Annotated in this window: 15 protein-coding genes; 5 read left to right on the forward strand and 10 right to left on the reverse strand. The window is 73.2% G+C overall.

Translation table 11 applies throughout. The features are described 5' to 3' along the window. Positions 1-58: 58 nt before the first annotated feature. Positions 59-910 carry a metallophosphoesterase gene (locus ACFZDL_RS09360; protein WP_353589938.1) on the reverse strand — a complete coding sequence of 284 codons (852 nt, stop codon included), beginning with the start codon at positions 908-910 and terminating at the stop codon, positions 59-61. A 104-nt stretch (positions 911-1,014) separates the two neighbouring features. On the opposite strand from ACFZDL_RS09360, the gene ACFZDL_RS09365 reads away from it, so the two are divergent. Continuing rightward, positions 1,015-1,476: a universal stress protein gene (locus ACFZDL_RS09365; protein ID WP_353589939.1), complete on the forward strand. Its 462-nt coding sequence runs from the start codon at positions 1,015-1,017 to the stop codon at positions 1,474-1,476. 86 nt (positions 1,477-1,562) lie between these two features. On the opposite strand, the gene ACFZDL_RS09370 is transcribed toward ACFZDL_RS09365, so the two are convergent. The 6 genes from ACFZDL_RS09370 to ACFZDL_RS09395 form a co-directional block, all read right to left on the reverse strand. Continuing rightward, positions 1,563-1,781 (reverse strand): dodecin, encoded by a 219-nt coding sequence (locus ACFZDL_RS09370; protein ID WP_353589940.1) that lies wholly within the window; start codon positions 1,779-1,781, stop codon positions 1,563-1,565. Positions 1,782-1,868: 87 nt separating this feature from the next. Continuing rightward, positions 1,869-2,900, reverse strand: coding sequence for an NAD-dependent epimerase/dehydratase family protein (locus ACFZDL_RS09375; RefSeq protein WP_353589941.1), 1,032 nt, complete (start codon positions 2,898-2,900; stop codon positions 1,869-1,871). A 32-nt stretch (positions 2,901-2,932) separates the two neighbouring features. Next, positions 2,933-4,771, reverse strand: a complete 1,839-nt coding sequence (locus ACFZDL_RS09380; RefSeq protein WP_353589942.1) for a transketolase — start codon at positions 4,769-4,771, stop codon at positions 2,933-2,935. 83 nt (positions 4,772-4,854) lie between these two features. Next, positions 4,855-6,180, reverse strand: a complete 1,326-nt coding sequence (locus tag ACFZDL_RS09385; protein ID WP_353589943.1) for an NAD(P)/FAD-dependent oxidoreductase — start codon at positions 6,178-6,180, stop codon at positions 4,855-4,857. A gap of 155 nt (positions 6,181-6,335) precedes the next feature. Further along, positions 6,336-7,565 carry an FAD-dependent monooxygenase gene (locus ACFZDL_RS09390; RefSeq protein WP_353589944.1) on the reverse strand — a complete coding sequence of 410 codons (1,230 nt, stop codon included), beginning with the start codon at positions 7,563-7,565 and terminating at the stop codon, positions 6,336-6,338. 295 nt (positions 7,566-7,860) lie between these two features. Then, positions 7,861-8,727 (reverse strand): DNA-formamidopyrimidine glycosylase family protein, encoded by an 867-nt coding sequence (locus tag ACFZDL_RS09395; RefSeq protein ID WP_353589945.1) that lies wholly within the window; start codon positions 8,725-8,727, stop codon positions 7,861-7,863. A gap of 183 nt (positions 8,728-8,910) precedes the next feature. On the opposite strand from ACFZDL_RS09395, the gene ACFZDL_RS09400 reads away from it, so the two are divergent. From ACFZDL_RS09400 to ACFZDL_RS09410, 3 genes are all read left to right on the forward strand, one after another. Then, positions 8,911-10,359 carry a hypothetical protein gene (locus ACFZDL_RS09400; protein WP_353589946.1) on the forward strand — a complete coding sequence of 483 codons (1,449 nt, stop codon included), beginning with the start codon at positions 8,911-8,913 and terminating at the stop codon, positions 10,357-10,359. A 129-nt stretch (positions 10,360-10,488) separates the two neighbouring features. Next, positions 10,489-11,532, forward strand: a complete 1,044-nt coding sequence (locus ACFZDL_RS09405; RefSeq protein WP_353589947.1) for a LacI family DNA-binding transcriptional regulator — start codon at positions 10,489-10,491, stop codon at positions 11,530-11,532. A 223-nt stretch (positions 11,533-11,755) separates the two neighbouring features. Continuing rightward, positions 11,756-13,201, forward strand: coding sequence for a lipase maturation factor family protein (locus ACFZDL_RS09410; RefSeq protein WP_353589948.1), 1,446 nt, complete (start codon positions 11,756-11,758; stop codon positions 13,199-13,201). A gap of 112 nt (positions 13,202-13,313) precedes the next feature. Here the strand turns inward: ACFZDL_RS09410 and ACFZDL_RS09415 are convergent, their stop codons facing one another. Continuing rightward, a complete protein-coding gene (locus ACFZDL_RS09415) occupies positions 13,314-14,333 on the reverse strand; it encodes a cation diffusion facilitator family transporter (RefSeq protein ID WP_353590097.1) in 1,020 nt (339 codons plus the stop codon). Positions 14,334-14,598: 265 nt separating this feature from the next. Between ACFZDL_RS09415 and ACFZDL_RS09420 the strand changes: the two genes are divergently transcribed. Then, positions 14,599-14,850: a hypothetical protein gene (locus ACFZDL_RS09420; protein WP_353589949.1), complete on the forward strand. Its 252-nt coding sequence runs from the start codon at positions 14,599-14,601 to the stop codon at positions 14,848-14,850. A gap of 48 nt (positions 14,851-14,898) precedes the next feature. On the opposite strand, the gene ACFZDL_RS09425 is transcribed toward ACFZDL_RS09420, so the two are convergent. Beyond that, positions 14,899-15,339: an NUDIX domain-containing protein gene (locus ACFZDL_RS09425; protein WP_353589950.1), complete on the reverse strand. Its 441-nt coding sequence runs from the start codon at positions 15,337-15,339 to the stop codon at positions 14,899-14,901. After that, on the reverse strand, positions 15,336-18,971 hold the full coding sequence (gene cobN, locus ACFZDL_RS09430; protein ID WP_353589951.1) for a cobaltochelatase subunit CobN: 3,636 nt from the start codon (positions 18,969-18,971) through the stop codon (positions 15,336-15,338). The genes ACFZDL_RS09425 and cobN overlap by 4 nt, the downstream gene beginning before the upstream one ends. Positions 18,972-18,989 lie beyond the last annotated feature (18 nt).

Here is an 18,989-nt window from a genome sequence, read left to right on the forward strand (position 1 = left end):
ACCGTACGGCGCCACCCGCCGGTGCCGTCAAGACGGGCGCGTACGTGAGGCCGGTGGGTCAGGACACCGGCACCGGCAGCACCCGGCGCAGCGGGTCCTCCGGCAGCAGCCCGTGGCGCTTCCACTCCCTGGGGTAGCCGACCGACACCTCCTGGAAGCGCACCCCGTCCTCCACGGTGGTCCTGGGGATGTGCAGATGTCCGTAGACCACGGTCTCGGCGCGGAACCGCACATGCCAGTCGGCGGTGAGCTCGGTGCCGCACCACAGGGCGAAGTCGGGATAGCGCAGCACCCGGGTGGGCAGCCGGGTCAGCGGCCAGTGGTTGATGAGCACGGTCCGCAGCTCGGGTTCGCAGGCCTCGAGCTTCGCCTCGGTCTCCTTGACGCGGGCCCGGCACCACGCGTCGAGGGTGGCGTACGGCTCCGGGTGGAGGAAGTGCTCGTCGGTGCACACGACCCCCGCCTCGTGCGCATGGGCGAGGGCCGCCTCCTTGGTGTCCAGGCCCTCAAGTCGGAACGAGTAGTCGTAGAGCAGGAACAGCGGGGCGATGGTCAGCGGCCCGCCGATGCCCTCCCACACCGGGTAGGGGTCCTCGGGGGTGACGATGCCCTTCGCCCGGCACATGTCGACCAGCGCCTGGTAGCGCCGGACGCCGCGGGTCTTCTCCGGGTCCTTGGGGTGGCTCCACAGCTCGTGGTTGCCGGGCGACCAGATGACCTTGGCGAAGCGTTCGCTCAGCAGGCCCAGCGCCCACTCGATGTCGGCGAACAGCTCGCCGACGTCCCCGGCGACGATCAGCCAGTCGTCGTCCGAGCCCGGCCGCAGCCGTTCCACGATCTCCCGGTTCTCCTGGTAGGCCACGTGCAGATCACTGATGGCGAGGAGCTCGCCACGGTGCGTTCCGCCCATCGATTCTCCTGTCGTACGGTGCCGGTCATGGTGCGGTCGCGGCGCAGGCGCCGCGGTCCGGGCCGGTTGATCACCTACCCTTTCCTGGCGCTAGCCTCGCAGATGTGGTGGACAAACTCCCCGCGTCCTTCGAACGCGGAACGGACGGCCCGAAAGTCATCGTGGTCGGAGTGGACGGCTCCGATTCTTCCTGGCGCGCCGCGTCGTACGCGGCCGGCCTGGCCCGGCGCCAGCGCGCGCTGCTCGCGGTGGTGTACGTACAGCCGGTGCTGGCCGCGGGGGCCGCCCTGGGCGCCTCGGTGGCCCAGACCACCGAGCAGGTCGCGGAGGAGCTGATCCAGGAGATCCGTCAGGCGGCCGAGCGGCTGCGCGGGGTCTTCGAGGTGCGCTGGGAGTTCCACACCTTCCGCGGCGACCCGTACAACGGCCTGGTGCAGGCGGCCGACGAACTCAAGGCCGACGCCGTGGTGGTCGGCGCGTCGGAGCAGGCGGGCCACCGCTTCGTCGGCTCGGTCGCGGTCCGCCTGGTCAAGGCCGGGCGCTGGCCGGTGACCGTGGTCCCCTGACCCGACGCCCGGGGCGGCCGAGCGCCCGGGGCGCCGGCGCGGCCCCGGGCGAGGCACGGCGGCAGGAGCGGCCGGCCCGCCGGCCGTCAGGAGTCGGTGTCCTCCAGACGGAACCCGACCTTCAGTCCCACCTGGTAGTGCGCGATCCGACCCTCTTCGATGTGTCCGCGGATCTCGGTGACCTCGAACCAGTCAAGCTCGCGGAGGGTCTTCGAGGCCCGGTCGATGCCGTTCGTGATCGCCGCGTCGATGCCGTCGGCCGATGAGCCGACGATCTCGACGACACGGTATGTGTGGTTGGACATGGCCTTTCCCCTCACCGTGAGTCGCCCCTCCCACCGTGCATCAGGCTGCCCCGATCCGCGACTCATCGTGAAGCCGCCGAAGTGGCGTCAGCCGCTGCTCGTGTGTCCCACCAGCGGTGCCGTCTCCATGCCGGTGCCGTGGCGCAGGCCGTGGAGGAACTCCTCGAACGTCTCCGCGGAGGTGCGTCGCGGCTGCCAGCCCAGTTCGTCGCGGGCACGGGCGGCGTCCATCAGCGGCAGCCTCAGCGCGGCGTCGAACAGTTGGGGGGAGGCGGGGACCAGGCGGAGGTGCCAGGCGGCGGCCAGTGCCGAGCGGGCGGCGGCACGGGGTGTCCGGACCACTTTCGCGCCCAGCATCTCGGCGAGCACGCGCGCGTCGAGCGGGGGTTCGGCAGCCAGGTTGAAGGCGCCGCGCACATCCCGGCCGACCGCGAGCCGGTAGGCCTCGGCCGCGTCGTCGGTGTGCAGGGCCTGCAGCAGCAGGCCGCGGATGTCGGGCACCACCGGCAGCAGGGCGGGGCGCACCAGCCGGCGGGGCAGGAGCGGGCCCAGGAACAGGCGGCGCTGCTCGGCGGCTGACTGCTCCTTGAAGAGGAAGGCGGGGCGCATCCGCACCACCCTGACCTGCGGGTGCTCGCCCTCGTAGGCGTCCAGCACCCGCTCCAGGTAGGCCTTTCCGCGGCAATACGCGGCCTCGGGCCAGCCGTGGGTGGGCCAGGACTCGTCCACCCGGCGGTCCTGGGGGCCTGGCGAGTACGCCCCCACCGAGGACGCGTACACCAGCGCCGGCACCTCCGCGGCCGCGACGGCCTCGAAGAGGCGGATGCTGCCGAGGACATTGGTCCGCCAGGTGGTCACCGGGGCGTGGCTGGGCTGGATGAGCCAGGCCAGGTGGATCACGGCGTCGGCGCCTTCGAGGGGCCGGACCAGGTCGTCCGCCTCCTCCGCGATGTCGGCCCGCACCCAGGTCACCTTCGGCGGCGTCCAGGCGGGGATGCGGCGGGCGATCCCCACGACGGAGGCGACGTCCGGATCCTCGCCGAGTGCCCGCAGGACGCTGGTGCCGGTGTTGCCGGTCGCGCCGACCACCACCACACGCTTTCCGTGGTCGTTGCTCATGGTCCGCTCCTTGCACAGTGGGCGGTTGTACGTCAGGTCCCCGCGCCGACCAGTTGGCGGGCGGCGGCGGCGATGGCCTCCGCGTCGATCCCGGCCGCGGCCAGTTGCTGCGCCGGGGTGGCGGAGGCCGGCATGTCGCGCACGGCGAGCCTGGCCGTGGGGGGCATCGGGTAGCCGTCGCAGAAGGCCTCGAGCACCGCGTCGCCCAGGCCGCCCTCGGGGTGGTGGTCCTCGACGGTGACCATGGCCCCCGTCAGGTCGGCGGCGGCCCTGAGGGTTTGCGCGTCCACCGGCTTGATCGTGTACAGGTCGATGACGCGGGCGGAGATGCCTTCCTGGGCGAGCCGGTCGGCGGCGGCGACGGCCTCGTGCAGGGTCACTCCGGCCGCGACGATGGTCACGCGGTCGTCGTCCGTGGCGCGCACCAGCTTGCTGCCGCCGATGGGGAAGTGTTCGGAGGGCGGGTAGATGACCGGGGTCTTGCCGCGGGTGGTGCGCAGATAGCGGATGCCCGACTCCTCGGCCATCGAGGCGGTGAGCCGGGCGGCCTGGTTGGCGTCGCAGGGGTACAGCACCGTGCTGTCGTGCACCGCCCGGAAGGCCGCCAGGTCCTCGAGTCCCATCTGTGAGGGGCCGTCCTCGCCGATGGCCACCCCGGCGTGCGACCCGACCAGGTTGAGGTCCGCCCGGCTGATGGAGGCCATCCGTACGAAGTCGTAGGCGCGGGTGAAGAAGGCCGCGAAGGTGGACGCGTACGGGATCCAGCCGCGCGCCTGGAACCCGACGGCGGCGGCCACCAGCTGCTGTTCGGCGATGTAGCACTCGAAGAACCGCTCGGGGTGCTCCTTGGCGAAGAGCTCGGTGCGCGTGGAGTCGCCCACCTCGCCGTCGAGCACCACCACATCGCCGCGGGCCGTGCCGAGGGCGGCCAGTGCCTGCCCGAACGCGTCCCGTGTGGCGACCTCGTCGCCGGGGTCGAAGTGCGGCAGGCTCAGGGGGCCTTCGCTCAACGGCTGCGCGATGCCGACCGCGGGCGGGCCGAGGACCGGTACGGCCATCTCCCGTACGCCGCCGAGTTCGGCGACCGCCTCCTCGGGGTCCGGCAGCGGCTTGCCGTGCAGGCCCTCCCGGTTCTCCACGGCGGCGACGCCCCGGCCCTTCACGGTGCGGGCGATGATCGCCGTGGGCCGGCCGACCGTGGAGAGCGCCTCGCCGTAGGCGCGGTCGATCGCGGCGATGTCATGGCCGTCGATCTCGATGGTGTGCCAGCCGAAGGCGTGCATACGGCGCGCGTACGCGCCCAGGTCCCATGCGTGGCGGGTGGGCCCGCGCTGGCCCAGCCGGTTCACGTCGATGATGAGGGTGAGGTTGTCGAGGTGCTCGTAGCAGCCGTGTTCGACGGCCTCCCACACCGACCCCTCGGCCAGCTCGCTGTCCCCGCACAGCACCCAGACGCGGCTGTCGACCTTGTCCAGGCGCTTGCCGGCGAGCGCCAGTCCGACGCCGACGGGCAGCCCCTGTCCGAGCGATCCGGTGGCCACGTCCACCCAGGGCAGCCGTGGCGTGGGGTGTCCCTCCAGCCGGCTGCCGAGCTTGCGGAAAGTGAGCAGTTCTTCGTCGCTGATCGCCCCGGCCGCCTTGAACAGGGAGTACAGCAGCGGGGACGCATGTCCCTTGGAGAAGACCAGGTGGTCGTTGCCGGGGTGGCGGGGTTGTTCGAAGTCGTAGCGCAGGTGGTTCGCCAGCAGGACGGCCACCAGGTCCGCGGCCGACATCGACGAGGTCGGATGGCCGGATCCGGCGGCCGCCGCAGCCCGCACCGAGTCCACTCGGAGCTGCTGTCCGAGCTCGCTGAGCAGGTGGTCTTGCATGTCGCTCCTTCCAGTTCCGGCTCCGGGTCCGGCGGTTTCCCGGGTCCTTGGTTCCTGGTCCCCGGTCGCTGCTCCCTGGTCCATCAGCGGCCGTCCGGGGACGTGTGGGGCATCCGGACCCGCTCGGGCGCCTCGGTGTCCAGCGGGACCGCCCAGGAGCGCACCATCCCCAGCTGTACGCCCTGGGGCGGCAGCACCGCGTCGATCAGCCAGTCGGTGGCGACCCGGACGCGGTTGCCGGGCATCGCCATCAGGTGGTAGCCGCGGGTGACCAGGTTGGCCACCGGTCCGGACAGCGGCACGTGCAGCGGATTGGCGGCTCCCTGCAGCCCGCCGAGGTCGACGGTGAAGCCGAGGTCGTGGTGTTTGTACGGGCGCCGCGTGCCGTACCCGAGCGAGGCGGCGACATTGCGGCCCGCCACCTTGCCCTGCCGGTGCGCGTGCTGCGCGGTCATCGGCGTGAACTGGCCCGGGCGGGTGAGGTCGGGCACCGCCGCCGCGTCCCCGCACGCCAGCACCTCGGGGTGGCCCGGCACGGCGAGATACGGGTCGACGCACAGCCGCCCCCGCTCGGTCGGCAGTCCGACGTCGGCCACCAGCGGGTCGGGGCGGACGCCCACGCACCAGATCAGCGACCGGGTCGCGATGAACTCACCGGTGTCGAGCAACACGCCGTCCTCGGTGGCCTCCTTGACCGAGGTGCCCGTACGGACGTCCACACCGCGCTTGGTCAGCACCCGGTGCGCGGTGTCGGACAGCCTCCGGTCGAGCTCGGGCAGCACCCGGTCCGCGATGTCCAGCAGCAGCCAGCGCGGTGACGGGGCGCCGCGCAGCGCGGCGTTGCGGCGGGCGAGCGTGTCGGTGAGCAGGACGCCGTGTGCGGCCACCTCGGTGCCGGTGTACCCGGCGCCGACCACCACGAAGGTGCAGCGGGCGGCCCGCTCCGCGGGGTCGTCGGTGGCACCGGCCAGCTCGATCTGGCGGATCATGTGGTCGCGGAGGTAGAGCGCCTCGGGCATGCCCCGGAAGCCGTGCGCGTGCTCGGCCACGCCGGGGATCGGCAGCAGCTTGTTGACGCTCCCGACGGCCAGGACGAGCCGGTCGTAGTCCGTCCCGCCGCGCCGGCCCTCGGGGTCCGTCCAGGCGATCCGGCGCGCGTCGAGATCGACCGAGTCGACCTCGCCGAGCACCAGGCGTACCCCTGGCAGGGTCTGGGTGAGGGAGACCGAGACCCGTCGGGGTTCCAGGACCGCGGCCGCCACTTCCGGCAGCAGCGGCAGATACAGAAAGTAGTCGTTGGGGTTGACCAGGACGATCTCCGCCTTGTCCCGCAGGGTGCGGGAGAGCGTACGGGCCGCCTGGTAGCCGGCGAATCCGGCGCCGACGATCACGATGCGGACTCGGTTCACGCGGGGCTCCGGGGCGTGGGGATCACACGGAACGCTCCAAGTGCCCCCAGGTGCCGACGCCAAACCCCTAACAGCCGGCGCCGTTGTTCAGGGCTTGGCCTCAGGGAGACTCACGCGCCCCTGAGGCCGAGCCCTCGTGCCGCGTCCGCGGCGCGTCACCGCCGGGCGCGCGCCGCCTCCTCCGTGACGCGCTCGTCCCAGTCGATGCGGTAACCGGTCAGCCAGTCCGCGCCGCCGCCGTCCGCCCGTTCGAGTTTGCGCGGGAGTATCGCGTCCCTCAGGGCCCGGCCCACCGGCCCGGGCGCGGTGCGGCGGACCAGGCCCGCGCTCGTCGCGACCACCCGCTCCACCCGCTCGCGGCGCAGCCCCTCGTACGCGGCGAAGGCCGACCGGGGAGTGCGCAGGTCGCGCAGGCACTTGGCGAGCACCACGCCGTCCTCGATGGCCAGGGACGCGCCCTGGGCGGCGTTCGGCGCACAGGCGTGCACCGCGTCCCCCACCAGGACCATCGTCTCGTCGGACCAGGTGGGTGTCGAGGCGATGTCGTAAGCGTTGGTGGCGACGATGGACTCGCCGCTCGCGCGGATGATCTCGGCCGCCGGGGTGTTGTCCCCCGCGAACAGACCGGCCAGCTGTTCCCGCCACTGCTCCGCGGTGGTCGCCGCGATCTCGTCCTTGGACAGCTCGGCGCCCGGGGCGTTGGCGAACCACCAGACCTCGCCGTCGGGGGCCGTGGTGCAGCCGAAGAACGCGCGCTTGCCGTAGATCATGGCGTAGGTGTCGCGGTCCGGGGGCGACGCGGCGTCGCGGGTGTAGCCGCACACCGTGTGCTGGCCGGTGAAGCGCGGCCGGGGAGCCGCGGCCTCGATGGTCCTGCGGATGAGGGAGTGGATTCCGTCGGCGCCGACGAGCAGGTCCCCCTGCGCCCGCCCGCCGTCCGCGAAGGACGCCACCACGCGTCCCTCCGGGCCGGTCTGGGCCGCCAGGAGGCGCTTGCCGTGCTCGACGCGTACGCCGCGGCGCGCCGCCTCGTCGCGCAACACCCGTGCCAGGACGGCGCGTTTGATCGTACGGGCGCCCAGCGCGCCCTCCTCGGAGCCGGCCATGGGCCGCCCGCCGAGCCGTTTGCCGGTGTTGCTGATGAAGTCGGCGCGCCCTGCCGGGAAGGAGTTGTCCAGCACCGGCTGGTGTGTGTCGATGGTGCGCAGCGCCTCCATGCCGTTGGCGGAGACGAGCAGGAACGCACCCGCGTCGGTGGCGGCGGTGCCGGCTGTGTCGGGAGAGGGACATGCCTCGTACACGGCCGCGTTGATCCCGGCCTTGCGCAGGGCGATCGCGGTCACGGTTCCGGCGATTCCGCCACCGATGATCAGGGCATTGGTCATGGTGCTCCGTGGAGTGGAGTGGGGGGACAGGGGGTGGTGCGGGTGCTGCTCGGCACAGCGCTATCAGGGTCGGCCGACGCCGTCCAGTCCCCGGCCGATATGGCGCCGGGTCCCTCGCGAACGGCGGCATTTTAAGGGGTCATTGGCGGTCGTGTGTGTGGGGGACGGGGCAACTGTGCGAGGGCGCGGGGCGCTTCGGGGCGGCGGCCGGGCGGTGGACGGCCGGCTGCTCAGCACGGCGATCGCCGACACGACGGCCCGCCCGCGGCGCGGCCCTTCGCGGCCGCCCACCGCGCTACTTCAGCAGCCGGGACAGCCGCCGGTCGGCGAGCGGTTTCCCGCCGGTCTGGCAGGTGGGGCAGTACTGCAGGGAGGAGTCCGCGAAGGACACCTCGCGGACCATGTCGCCGCACACCGGGCAGGGCTGTCCGGTGCGGCCGTGCACCCGCATGCCGCTGCGCTTCTCCGCCTTCAGATCGCGCGCCGCCGGCCCGAGGGAGCGCTCGACGGCCTCGCGCAGCGTGGCGCCCATCGCCTCGTACAGCCGGGTGACCTCCTCGTCGGTGAGGTCCCCTGCCAGCCGGTAGGGCGACATCCGGGCGGCGTGCAGGATCTCGTCCGAATAGGCGTTGCCGATCCCGGCGATGACGCTCTGGTCGCGCAGCACGCCCTTGATCCGGTGGCGCACTCCGCGCAGCAGCCCGGCGAACGTCTCGAGGGTGAAGGACTCCGCCAGCGGGTCCGGGCCCAGCCGGGCGATGCCCGGCACCTCCTGGGGGTCGCGCACACAGTAGACGGACAGCGCCTTGCGGGAGCCCGCCTCGGTGAGGTCGAAGCCCGCGCCCTCCGGGCCGGCCAGGCGCAGCCGCAGCGCGAGCGGACCTTTGCCCGGCCGGGGCGGGGCCTCGGGAAGGCCGTCCCGCCAGCGCAGCCAGCCCGCCCTGGCGAGGTGGAGGACCAGATGCGGGCCGTCGGTGGCCAGGTCGAGGAACTTGCCGTGGCGCCGTACCGCGGTGACGGTGCGCCCTTCGACGTCGGTCAGCGGCGGGTCGTACGTCTTGAGGACGCTGACCGCGGCGGGGTGGACACCGGCGATCTCCCGGCCGACGGCGCGCTCGGCCAGGATCTGGGCCAGGGCCTCCACCTCCGGCAGTTCCGGCATGAGACCAGTGTGCCGCAGCGGCCCGGCGTCCGCCGGTCACCCCTCCGGCGGCGCTGAGCTGCGGGTCCGCCAGGCCGCTCCTACGCTGACCGCAGAGCCGGACCGGCGCCGCGCACCGGCTCGGCACGCCCGCGCCACCCCGCCGTACCGCGTCTCTCGCCGTCCCGCACGGAGGCTTCCCCCATGGTCGACACCGCACAGCACGAGCGGTCCACACTCCGTCACGCCACGTCGCTCCTCCCCTACGAACGGTACGAGGGCGGCAGTCTGGAGGCGGAGCGGCTGGTCCTCGACAAGCTGGCGCATGAGCTGGTGGGCGTGCAGCGGGCGAACCGGCACGGCGGCGGCCCCGCGCACCTCCTGCGCACCTTCCACACCAAGGCGACGCTCGGCGTGGACAACGCCCGGCTGCGCTTCCACGACGATCTGCCGATGGCGCTGCGGGTCGGCTACGCGCAGCCGGGCGCCGAGTACCCGGCCGCGGTGCGGCTGTCCGACGCGAGCGGCGCCGAACGGCCGCACGCCGCGCCCGGTCTGCGGGGGCTGGCCGTGCGGGTGCGGGCCGGGGCCGAGGGGACCCACGATCTGCTGGCGACCAGCTTCCCGGTGTCGCACGCCGCCGACGCACGCGAATACGTCGCCTTCGCCAAGGCCATGGCGGGCGCGGGCAGCGCCGCCGAGCAGGCCTTCGGGCTGCTGGTGAAGCTGCCGCTGGCCGTCGGCTGGTCGACCGCGGCCCGGATGCGCCGCAATGTGCACACCGCGGCCCGGTACGCGGTCGGCTCGCTGGCCCGCGAGACCTTCTGGAGCTGCGGGGCGATCCTGTGGGGCGACGCGGGGCCGGTCCGCTACCAGCTGCGCCCCGCGCCCGGTGGCACCCCGGCCCCGCCGCCCGACCGGGGCGTCCCCGACTACCTGTACCGCGAGCTGACGCAGCGCCTGTTCACCGGCGACATCTGCTTCGAGCTGTGTGTGCAGCGGTATCTGGACGAGCGCCGCACCCCGGTCGAGGACGGCTCGGTGGAGTGGCGGGAGAGCGACACGCCCGTCATCCCGGTGGCCCTGCTGACCGTGCCGCGCCAGGACCTGGACGCGGCCGCGGCCCGCTCGGCGGCGCGCCGGGTGGAACAGCTCGCCTTCAACCCCTGGCACACCACGGAGGAGTTCCGTCCGCTGGGCAACCTCAACCGCGCCCGCAAGGCCGCGTACGAGGCGAGCGGCGCCCATCACCTCGGGCTGCGCCTGACCCCCGCCGGACCGCTCAGCCCAGAGGGACCGCTGAGCGCCGCCGGACCGCTGGGCCCTGACGGACCGCTGAGCGCCGCCGGACCGCTGGGCCCTGACGGACCGCTGACGCCCGCCGGACCGCTGACCCCCGCCGGGCTACTGACCCCCGTCGCATCACTTCGTGCCGCCGTTCTGCCCGCCCCGGTGCGCGCGGCCTTCGGCCTGGTGGGCCGGTATGTCCCCTGGCACCGGCTGCCCCTTCCGGCCGGGCTGCGGGGCCTGATGGCGCCGAGCCCGTCGCTCCCCCTGGCCGGCGATCTGCTCAGACCGCCGATGGGCGCCCTCGGCCAGGTCCTCGGCCGCGGTCCCGCGCCCACTGCGGCGGCGTACCGGCGGAGCGGCTGAGGGACCGCGAACGGCGCGGCCGGGGGCCGTTCGCGGCACGGGCACCGGAAAAGGGACCTTGACCGGTTTACCGACGCGGTAGGGTGTGGCGTTCGTCGCGAGCGGCAGCCGAGCAGCGGGAGTCGGTGCATGGACAGCGAGGTCACGGCGGGTCCGGCGAGGCGCGTCACCATCAAGGACGTCGCCGCGCGGGCCGGGGTCTCCAAGGGGGCGGTGTCACTCGCCTTCAACGACCGCCCGGGCGTCTCCCAGGCCACCCGGGCCCGGATCTTCGAGGCCGCCCGGGAGCTGGGCTGGGCGCCGCATCTGTCCGCCAGATCGCTGTCCAACGCGCGGGTGGACGCCGTGGGCCTGGCCATCGCCCGGCCGGCCCGGATGCTGGGGCTCGAGCCGTGGTTCATGGAGTTCGTCTCGGGCATCGAGAGCGTGCTCGTCGAGCGGTCCTGCTCGCTGCTGCTGCGGCTGGTGCGGGATGTGCGGGAGGAGATCGCGGTCCAGGAGGCGTGGTGGCGGGGGCGGCAGGTCGGCGGGTCGATTCTGGTCGACCTCCACGACGGGGATCCGCGCGTCCCCGAGCTGCGCCGGCTCGGGGTGCCCGCCGTGGCCGCCGGGCATCCCTCCCTGGCCGGCGGGTTCACCTGCGTATGGACCGACGACGGCAGCGCCGTCACCGAGGCGGTGCGCTATCTGGCGGCGCTGGGCCACCGGCGGATCGCCCGGGTGAGCGGCCCCGCCACGCTGGGGCACAGCGTGATCCGCACCGCCGCCTTCGAAGCGGCCGTGCGGGAGCTGGGGCTGGCCGACGGGCGCACGGTGGCCACCGACTTCTCGGGAGAGGAGGGGGCGCGTGCCACACGGGCGCTGCTGGCCTCGGCCGACCGGCCGACGGCGGTCATCTACGACAACGACATCATGGCGGTGGCCGGCCTGTCGGTGACCGCCGAGATGGGTCTCTCGGTGCCCGCGGACGTCTCCCTGCTGGCCTGGGACGACTCCCAGCTGTGCCAGCTCACCCACCCCACGCTGTCGGCGATGAGCCACGACGTGTTCGGCTTCGGGGCCGAGGTGGCCCGCCGCCTGTTCGACGTGCTCGGCCAGGCCGCGCCCAGCGCCCACCAAGCGCCCACCCCGGCCCTCACCCCGCGCGGCAGCACCGCCCCGCCCGGCAAGTGAGCCGACAGGGGCTGTGGCGCCCCGGAGGCGAACCGAGCCATGAAAGCAGGGGCCCTGAACCGGTTAAGCGAGGACCGGCGGGCGGACCCGCGCCGACCGGATGAACTCGGCCCGCCCGGGGCCCGCCGGGCCGCACCCGTTTAACCGTAGGTGGTACGGATAGCCGAGTGCCCGGCGGCGAGGGCGAACCGAGCCGGGAAACAGGCCCAGGGAGCGGTTCCGCATGGAGTGGTTCACCTCATCCGACTACTGGCTGACCCGGCTGGTCTTCCAGCGGGGGCTGGCGGCCCTGTATCTGATCGCCTTCGTGGTCGCGGCGAACCAGGGGCGGGCCCTGATCGGCGAGCGCGGCCTGACGCCGGTGCCGCGGTTCACCGCGCGGATACCGTTCCGGCGCTCCCCGAGCCTGTTCCACCTCCACTTCTCGGACCGCTTCTTCACCGGCTGCGCCTGGCTGGGGGCCGCGCTCGCCGCCGCGGTGGTGGCGGGGGCCGCGGACCGGGTGCCGCTGTGGGCCGCGATGCTGATGTGGCTGGTGCTGTGGCTGCTGTATCTGTCGATCGTCAACGTGGGGCAGGTCTGGTACGGGTTCGGCTGGGAGTCCCTGCTGCTGGAGACCGGCTTCCTCGCCGTCTTCCTCGGCAACTCCCACACCGCGCCACCGGTTCTGGTGCTGTGGCTGCTGCGCTGGCTGCTGTTCCGGGTCGAGTTCGGCGCCGGGCTGATCAAGATCCGCGGGGACCGCTGCTGGCGGCAGCTGACCTGTCTGTACTACCACCACGAGACACAGCCGATGCCGGGCCCGCTGAGCTGGTTCTTCCACCGGCTGCCGAAGCCCCTGCACCGGGTCGAGGTCGCGGCCAACCACATGGCCCAGCTGGCCGTGCCCTTCGCGCTGTTCACGCCGCAGCCGGTGGCGAGCGTGGCCGGGGGCGTGATCGTGGTCACCCAGCTGTGGCTGGTCGCGTCCGGCAACTTCTCGTGGCTGAACTGGGTGACCATCCTGCTGGCCCTCGCCGCGGTGGACGGGCGGCGCGCGGCCCGGGCGCTGGGACTGCCCGAGCCGCCACCGCTCGCCGCTCCCCCGGTGTGGTTCGAGGCCCTGGTGCTGGCCGCCACCGTCCTGGTGGTGGTGCTCAGCTACTGGCCGGCCCGGAACCTGGTGTCCGGCAGTCAGCTGATGAACTACTCCTTCAACCCGCTGCACCTGGTCAACACCTACGGCGCCTTCGGCACCGTCAGCCGCTCGCGGTTCGAGGTGGTCATCCAGGGCACCGACGAGCCGGTGCCCACGCCGGACACGGTGTGGAAAGAGTACGAGTTCCGGGGCAAGCCGGGCGATGTACGCCGGATGCCGCGCCAGTTCGCCCCGTACCATCTGCGTCTCGACTGGATGATGTGGTTCGCCGGGATCTCTGCGGCCTACGCCAGGTCCTGGTTCGGCCCGCTGGTCACCAAGCTGCTGGAGGGCGACCGGGCGACGCTGAAGCTGCTGCGGGTGTGCCCCTTCCCCGACGCACCGCCCACCCACATCCGCGCCCGCCTGTTTCTGTACCGCTTCACGACCTGGCGTGAGTTGCGGGCCACCGGGGCGTGGTGGCACCGCACGCTCATCCGTGAATTCCTGCCCCCGGTCGCCCTCGACCGCCCGGACCGGCAGGCCCGATAGCGGGCGGTTGAGAAGCCCATGAACCTGAAACCCGCGATTTATTTGATGAGGCGTACCCGCTCAGGGTTGCATTTCCGAACCGGGGTGGTGGATTACCCGCACCGCCAATTCGTCAATGGCCGTGCGGCGCCGAGCGGTGCACCGGCCCATGCGCGGCGAGGCAGTGCTCGTCGCGCGCGTCGCCCTCGACGGCCGGGCTCGGGCCGTGCGCGTCGCTCGGCGGCCGGCGGTCGCCGAGGTGGTCGACCTGCAGGGTGGTGTGGGTGATTCCGTACGTCTCGCCCAGCACCCGCTCCAGGTCCTCGCGGACGGCGTGGCAGTCGCCGTCCGGGGCCGCGACCAGCACATGAGCGGAGAGGGAGACCTCCCCCGAGGTGATCTGCCAGACATGCAGATCGTGCACCTCGGCCACGGCCGGATGGGACACCAGCCGGTCGCCGATCTCGTCGGGCTCGACCCCGCTCGGCGCGGCCTCCAGCAGCACCCGGCCCGAGGCCCGGACCAGTCCCACCCCGGCCTTGACCATGAGCGCGACCACGACGAGCGAGGCGATCGCGTCCGCCCGCGCGAAACCGGTGGTCACCACGATGACACCGGAGACGGCGGTGCCGATGAAGGCGTAGAGGTCGTTGAGGATGTGCTGATAGGCGCCTTCGACGTTGAGTGAGCTGCGGTTGGCCTTGGACATGCACCAGGCCGCCGCGATGTTGACCGCCACTCCGGCGATTCCGGTGGCCAGGACCAGAGCTCCGTTCACATCGGGCGGGTCGATCAGCCGCTCCACCGCCTCATAGCCCAGCCACACCGCCAGCAGCAGCAGCGAGAGCCCGTTGGCCTGGGCGGAGAGAATTTCGGCGCGTTTGAGCCCGTAGGTGTAGCCGCCGCGCGAGGGGCGGGCCGCGAGTCGGATCGCGAACAGCGCGAGCACGATGGAGGCGGCGTCGGTGAGCATATGGGCGGCGTCGGAGAGCAGCGCCAGCGAGCGTGCCAGCACGCCGATGATGCCCTCGATCACGATGAAGCCGCTGATCAGCGTGAGCGCCGCCACCAGCCAGCGGCGGTCGGCGTTCTCCGCCACGCCATGGCTGTGCCCGGCATGGCCCTCCCCGTGCCCGTGCGTATGGGTGCCCACCCACTCCTCCTCGAATCGCTCCTCGGAACAGCGCAAGTGAACAGCACATCGGAAAATAATCCAAAGGCTGCAATGGACACGGTTATCAAGTGCCGCGATCGCGTGCCGGCGGCGGCGATACGGAATGCTTTTCTGAATTCGGCAACGCTTTTCATTGTCGGGGCGTGGTCGGTGATATGTGCGAGACCGCCCCGGTCCGGGTGAGCTCGTCGGGGAGCCGGTGACCGCGCCGGGCGCGGCGCGTTGGCCTGACATGACGACGACGATGCGACGCCGTTCTCTCTCGCAGCCGAGCAGAGCGCTGGACCGGAGCACCGCGGGCGGCGAAACGCTCCACCAGAGCACCTGTGTGCCCATCTACGCCGCCCTGGTCGAGCGCTGGGCCTCCGCGGGCCGGGCCGTGCCGGGGCGCTACGACCGGGAGTGGGCCGAGCTGGTGAACTGCCCGCCCTGGCCCGAGCGGGTCCGCTCGGCCTCCCGGCCCCCCGCTTCCCCGGCGCCCCTCAAGCGCTCCTGACCCCCGATCGATCCCGGCCCGGCGCCGGGCCGGCCCGGCCGGCCCGCCTCACGCGCGGCGGACGCGGCCCTCGGCGACCAGCCGGTGCAGCACCTGCCGCAGCGCGGGCGCACAGCGGCCCGCCCCGTCCGCCGTGAGCCAGGCCAGCTCGGCGATTTCCCGGCCCGGGACCGGCTCGCCCTCGGCCGGGCCCGCGTAGCAGGTCATCCGCAGCCGCCGGCCGTTCTGGCCGTGTGCCTCGTCCTCGATGACGAAGGACTCCGGTGCGGCCAGGGCCGCGGGCGCAGCGGTCAGGCCGAGCTCTTCGGCGAGCTCCCGGGCCAGCGCCCGGGGCCCGTCCTCCCCCGGTTCGAGCTTGCCTCCGGGCAGGTAGAACGCGTCGCGCCCGCGGGTGCGCACGGCCAGCAGCCGCCCGTCGCGTACGCACACCCAGCCCACCGACTCCAGGGGCGGCGTGCCGGGTGCCGCCGCACTCCCCGTCCCGGTCATTCGGCCTCGTCCTCCCCGCCTTCCAGGCCTCCTTCGGTCTCCAGGTACAGCTCCCGCACCGCCGCCAGGACCTCGGGGTCGGGGTGCTCCCACAGGCCGCGGCTCTCGGCCTCCAGCAGCCGCTCGGCCATGCCGTGCAGCGCCCAGGGGTTGGCCTCCTGGAGGAAGGAGCGGTTCTCTGGGTCGAGGAGATAGCTCTGGGCGAGTTTGTCGTACATCCAGTCGGCGACCACGCCCGTCGTGGCGTCATAGCCGAAGAGGTAGTCGACGGTCGCGGCGAGTTCGAAGGCACCCTTGTAACCGTGGCGGCGCATCGCCTCGATCCAGCGCGGGTTGACCACGCGCGCGCGGAAGACCCGGGAGGTCTCCTCGTGCAGGGTGCGGGTGCGGACCGTCTCGGGGCGGGTGGAGTCGCCGATGTACGCGGCGGGGGCGGTGCCCTTGAGGGCGCGCACGGTGGCGACCATGCCGCCGTGGTACTGGAAGTAGTCGTCCGAGTCGGCGATGTCGTGTTCGCGGGTGTCGGTGTTCTTGGCCGCGACCGCGATCCGGCGGTAGGCGCTCTCCATCTCCGCGCGGGCCGGGCGCCCTTCCAGGCCGCGGCCGTACGCGTAGCCACCCCAGACCGTGTAGACCTCCGCCAGGTCGGCGTCGGTGCGCCAGTCGCGGCTGTCGATGAGCTGGAGCAGGCCCGCGCCGTAGGTGCCGGGGCGCGAGCCGAAGATGCGGGTGGTGGCGCGGCGCTCGTCGCCGTGCTCGGCGAGGTCGGCCTGGGCGTGGGCGCGGATGTAGTTGTCGTCGGGCTCGTCGAGGGAGGCGGCGAGGCGTACGGCGTCGTCGAGCAGCGCCACGACATGCGGGAACGCGTCGCGGAAGAAGCCGCTGATGCGCAGGGTGACATCGATCCTGGGGCGGCCCAGCTGGTCGAGGGTGACGGGTTCGAGTCCCGTGACGCGCCGCGAGGCGTCGTCCCACACCGGGCGGACGCCCAGCAGCGCCAGCGCTTCGGCCACGTCGTCGCCCGAGGTGCGCATCGCGCTGGTGCCCCACAGCGACAGGCCGACGGAGCGCGGCCAGGCGCCGTCGTTGTCGGCGCGGTAGCGCTCCAGCAGCGAGTCGGCGAGCGCCTGGCCTGTCTCCCAGGCCAGCCGGCTGGGCACGGCCTTGGGGTCGACGGAGTAGAAGTTACGGCCTGTCGGCAGGACGTTGACCAGGCCGCGCAGTGGCGATCCTGAGGGGCCCGCGGGCACGAAGCCGCCGTTCAGCGCGTGCACGGCGTGGTCGATCTCGTCGGTGGTGGCGGCCAGCCGCGGTACGACCTCGCGGGCGGCGAAGTCGAGGATCGCGGTCACCGCGTCGCGCTGCTCCTCGGGCAGCCCCAGACACGCCTTCTCGACGGCCTCCGGCGCCCAGTCGGCGTCCTCCATCGCCTGGACGAGGGCGCGGGCGCGGTCCTCCGCCTCGTCCGCGCCGGTGCGGGTGGCGGCCGACTCGTCGAGGCCAAGGGCCTCGCGCAGCCCGGGGAGCGCCGAGGTGCCGCCCCAGATCTGCCGGGCACGCAGAATGGCCAGGACGAGATTGACCCGCTCGGGGCCGGACGGGGCGGCGCCGAGGACATGCAGACCGTCGCGGATCTGGGCGTCCTTGACCTCGCACAGCCAGCCGTCCACATGCAGCAGGAAGTCGTCGAAGCCGTCGTCGTCCGGCCGGTCCTCCAGGCCGAGGTCGTGGTCGAGCCTGGCGGCCTGGATGAGGGTCCAGATCTGGGCGCGGATGGCGGGGAGTTTGGCCGGGTCCATCGCGGAGATGGCGGCGTACTCGTCCAGCAGCTGCTCCAGGCGCGCGATGTCGCCGTAGGAGTCGGCGCGGGCCATGGGCGGCACGAGGTGGTCGACGAGGGTGGCGTGCGCGCGGCGCTTGGCCTGGGTGCCCTCCCCCGGGTCGTTGACCAGGAACGGGTAGATCAGCGGCAGGTCGCCCAGCGCGGCGTCGGGGCCGCAGGCGGCGGACAGGCCCGCGTTCTTGCCCGGCAGCCACTCCAGATTGCCGTGTTTGCCCAGGTGCACCATGGCGTCGGCGCCGAAGCCGCCGTCGGCCCTGGGGGTGGCGATCCAGCGGTAGGCGGCCAGGTAGTGGTGGGAGGGCGGCAGGTCGGGGTCGTGGTAGATGGCGATCGGGTTCTCGCCGAAGCCGCGCGGCGGCTGGATGGCGACCAGGAGATTGCCCCGGCGCAGCGCGGCCAGCACGATCTCTCCCTCGGGGTCGCGGCTGGTGTCGACGAACATCTCACCCGGCGGCGGCCCCCAGTGCTCCTCGACCGCCTCGCGCAGCTCCTGCGGCAGCCTGGCGTACCAGCGGCGGTAGTCGGCGGCGGGGATCCGGACCGGGTTGCGGGCCAGCTGCTCCTCGGTGAGCCAGTCCTGGTCGTGGCCGCCCGCCTCGATGAGGGCGCGGATCAGCTCGTCGCCGTCGCCGGAGGCGAGGCCGGGCAGCGCCTCGGGCCCCTCCTCGGGGCCGAGGTCGAAGCCGTCCGCGCGCAGCCGGCGCAGCAAGGCGACGGCGCTGGCGGGCGTGTCCAGGCCGACGGCGTTGCCGATGCGGGAGTGCTTGGTGGGGTAGGCGGACAGGACGAGCGCGAGGCGCTTGTCGGCCGCCGGTATGTGGCGCAGCCGGGCGTGTCGTACCGCGATTCCCGCGACACGCGCGGCGCGCTCGGGGTCGGCGACATAGACGGGCAGGCCGTCCTCGTCGGTCTCCTTGAAGGAGAACGGCACGGTGATCAGCCGCCCGTCGAACTCCGGGACGGCGACCTGGGTCGCCGCGTCCAGGGGCGAAAGGCCCTCGTCGTTCTCCTCCCACGCGGCGCGCGAGCCGGTCAGGCACAGCGCCTGCAGCACCGGTACGTCCAGCGCGGCCAGCGCGCCCGCGTCCCACGCCTCGTCGTCGCCACCGGCCGAGGCCTCGGCGGGCCGGGTGCCGCCCGCGGCCAGCACCGTCGTCACCACCGCGTCGGCCTCGGCAAGGGCCTCCAGCAGCTCGGGCTCGGGCGCGCGCAGCGAGGCGACGTACAGCGGCAGCGGGCGGCCCCCGGCGTCCTCGACGGCCTGGCACAGCGCCTCCACGAAGGCGGTGTTGCCGCTCATGTGGTGGGCGCGGTAGTAGAGCACGGCGACCCGCGGCCCGGTGACGTCCTCGCGTACGGTGCGCTCCAGCGGGCCCCACGAGGGCGCGGGCGCGGGCGGCTCGAAGCCGTGACCGGTCAGCAGGACGGTGTCGGACAGGAACCGGGCCAACTGGCCGAGGTTGCCGGGCCCTCCGTGTGCGAGATAGGCATGGGCCTCGGCGGCGATCCCGACCGGAACGGTGGAGGCCTCCATGAGCTGGGCGTCCGGGGCCTGTTCGCCGGTCAGGACCACGACCGGGCGGTCCCCGCCGAGGAGCGTGTCGAGCCCTTCCTGCCAGGCGCGCACCCCGCCGAGCAGCCGTACGACGACGAGTTCGACGCCGTCGAGGAGCGCGGGCAGGTCGTCCAGCGGGAGCCGGGCCGGGTTGGCGAGCGAAAAGGGCACCGGGGTCTGTGCCGCGCGGGCACTGAGCAGGTCGGTGTCGGACGTCGACAGCAGCAGGATCATGCGACGGCAGGCCTTCCT

This window comes from Streptomyces sp. NPDC007917 (assembly GCF_042959105.1).
GTDB lineage: Bacteria > Actinomycetota > Actinomycetes > Streptomycetales > Streptomycetaceae > Streptomyces.

Bases quoted from the DNA above. Each gene is read 5' to 3' on its own strand.
- ACFZDL_RS09425 (WP_353589950.1), bottom strand. From the start codon at position 15,339: ATGACCGGGACGGGGAGTGCGGCGGCACCCGGCACGCCGCCCCTGGAG.
- ACFZDL_RS09410 (WP_353589948.1), top strand. From the start codon at position 11,756: ATGGAGTGGTTCACCTCATCCGACTACTGGCTGACCCGGCTGGTCTTC.
- ACFZDL_RS09400 (WP_353589946.1), top strand. From the start codon at position 8,911: ATGGTCGACACCGCACAGCACGAGCGGTCCACACTCCGTCACGCCACG.
- ACFZDL_RS09395 (WP_353589945.1), bottom strand. From the start codon at position 8,727: ATGCCGGAACTGCCGGAGGTGGAGGCCCTGGCCCAGATCCTGGCCGAG.
- ACFZDL_RS09375 (WP_353589941.1), bottom strand. From the start codon at position 2,900: ATGAGCAACGACCACGGAAAGCGTGTGGTGGTGGTCGGCGCGACCGGC.
- ACFZDL_RS09370 (WP_353589940.1), bottom strand. From the start codon at position 1,781: ATGTCCAACCACACATACCGTGTCGTCGAGATCGTCGGCTCATCGGCC.
- cobN (WP_353589951.1), bottom strand. From the start codon at position 18,971: ATGATCCTGCTGCTGTCGACGTCCGACACCGACCTGCTCAGTGCCCGC.
- ACFZDL_RS09380 (WP_353589942.1), bottom strand. From the start codon at position 4,771: ATGCAAGACCACCTGCTCAGCGAGCTCGGACAGCAGCTCCGAGTGGAC.
- ACFZDL_RS09390 (WP_353589944.1), bottom strand. From the start codon at position 7,565: ATGACCAATGCCCTGATCATCGGTGGCGGAATCGCCGGAACCGTGACC.
- ACFZDL_RS09420 (WP_353589949.1), top strand. From the start codon at position 14,599: ATGCGACGCCGTTCTCTCTCGCAGCCGAGCAGAGCGCTGGACCGGAGC.
- ACFZDL_RS09405 (WP_353589947.1), top strand. From the start codon at position 10,489: ATGGACAGCGAGGTCACGGCGGGTCCGGCGAGGCGCGTCACCATCAAG.
- ACFZDL_RS09360 (WP_353589938.1), bottom strand. From the start codon at position 910: ATGGGCGGAACGCACCGTGGCGAGCTCCTCGCCATCAGTGATCTGCAC.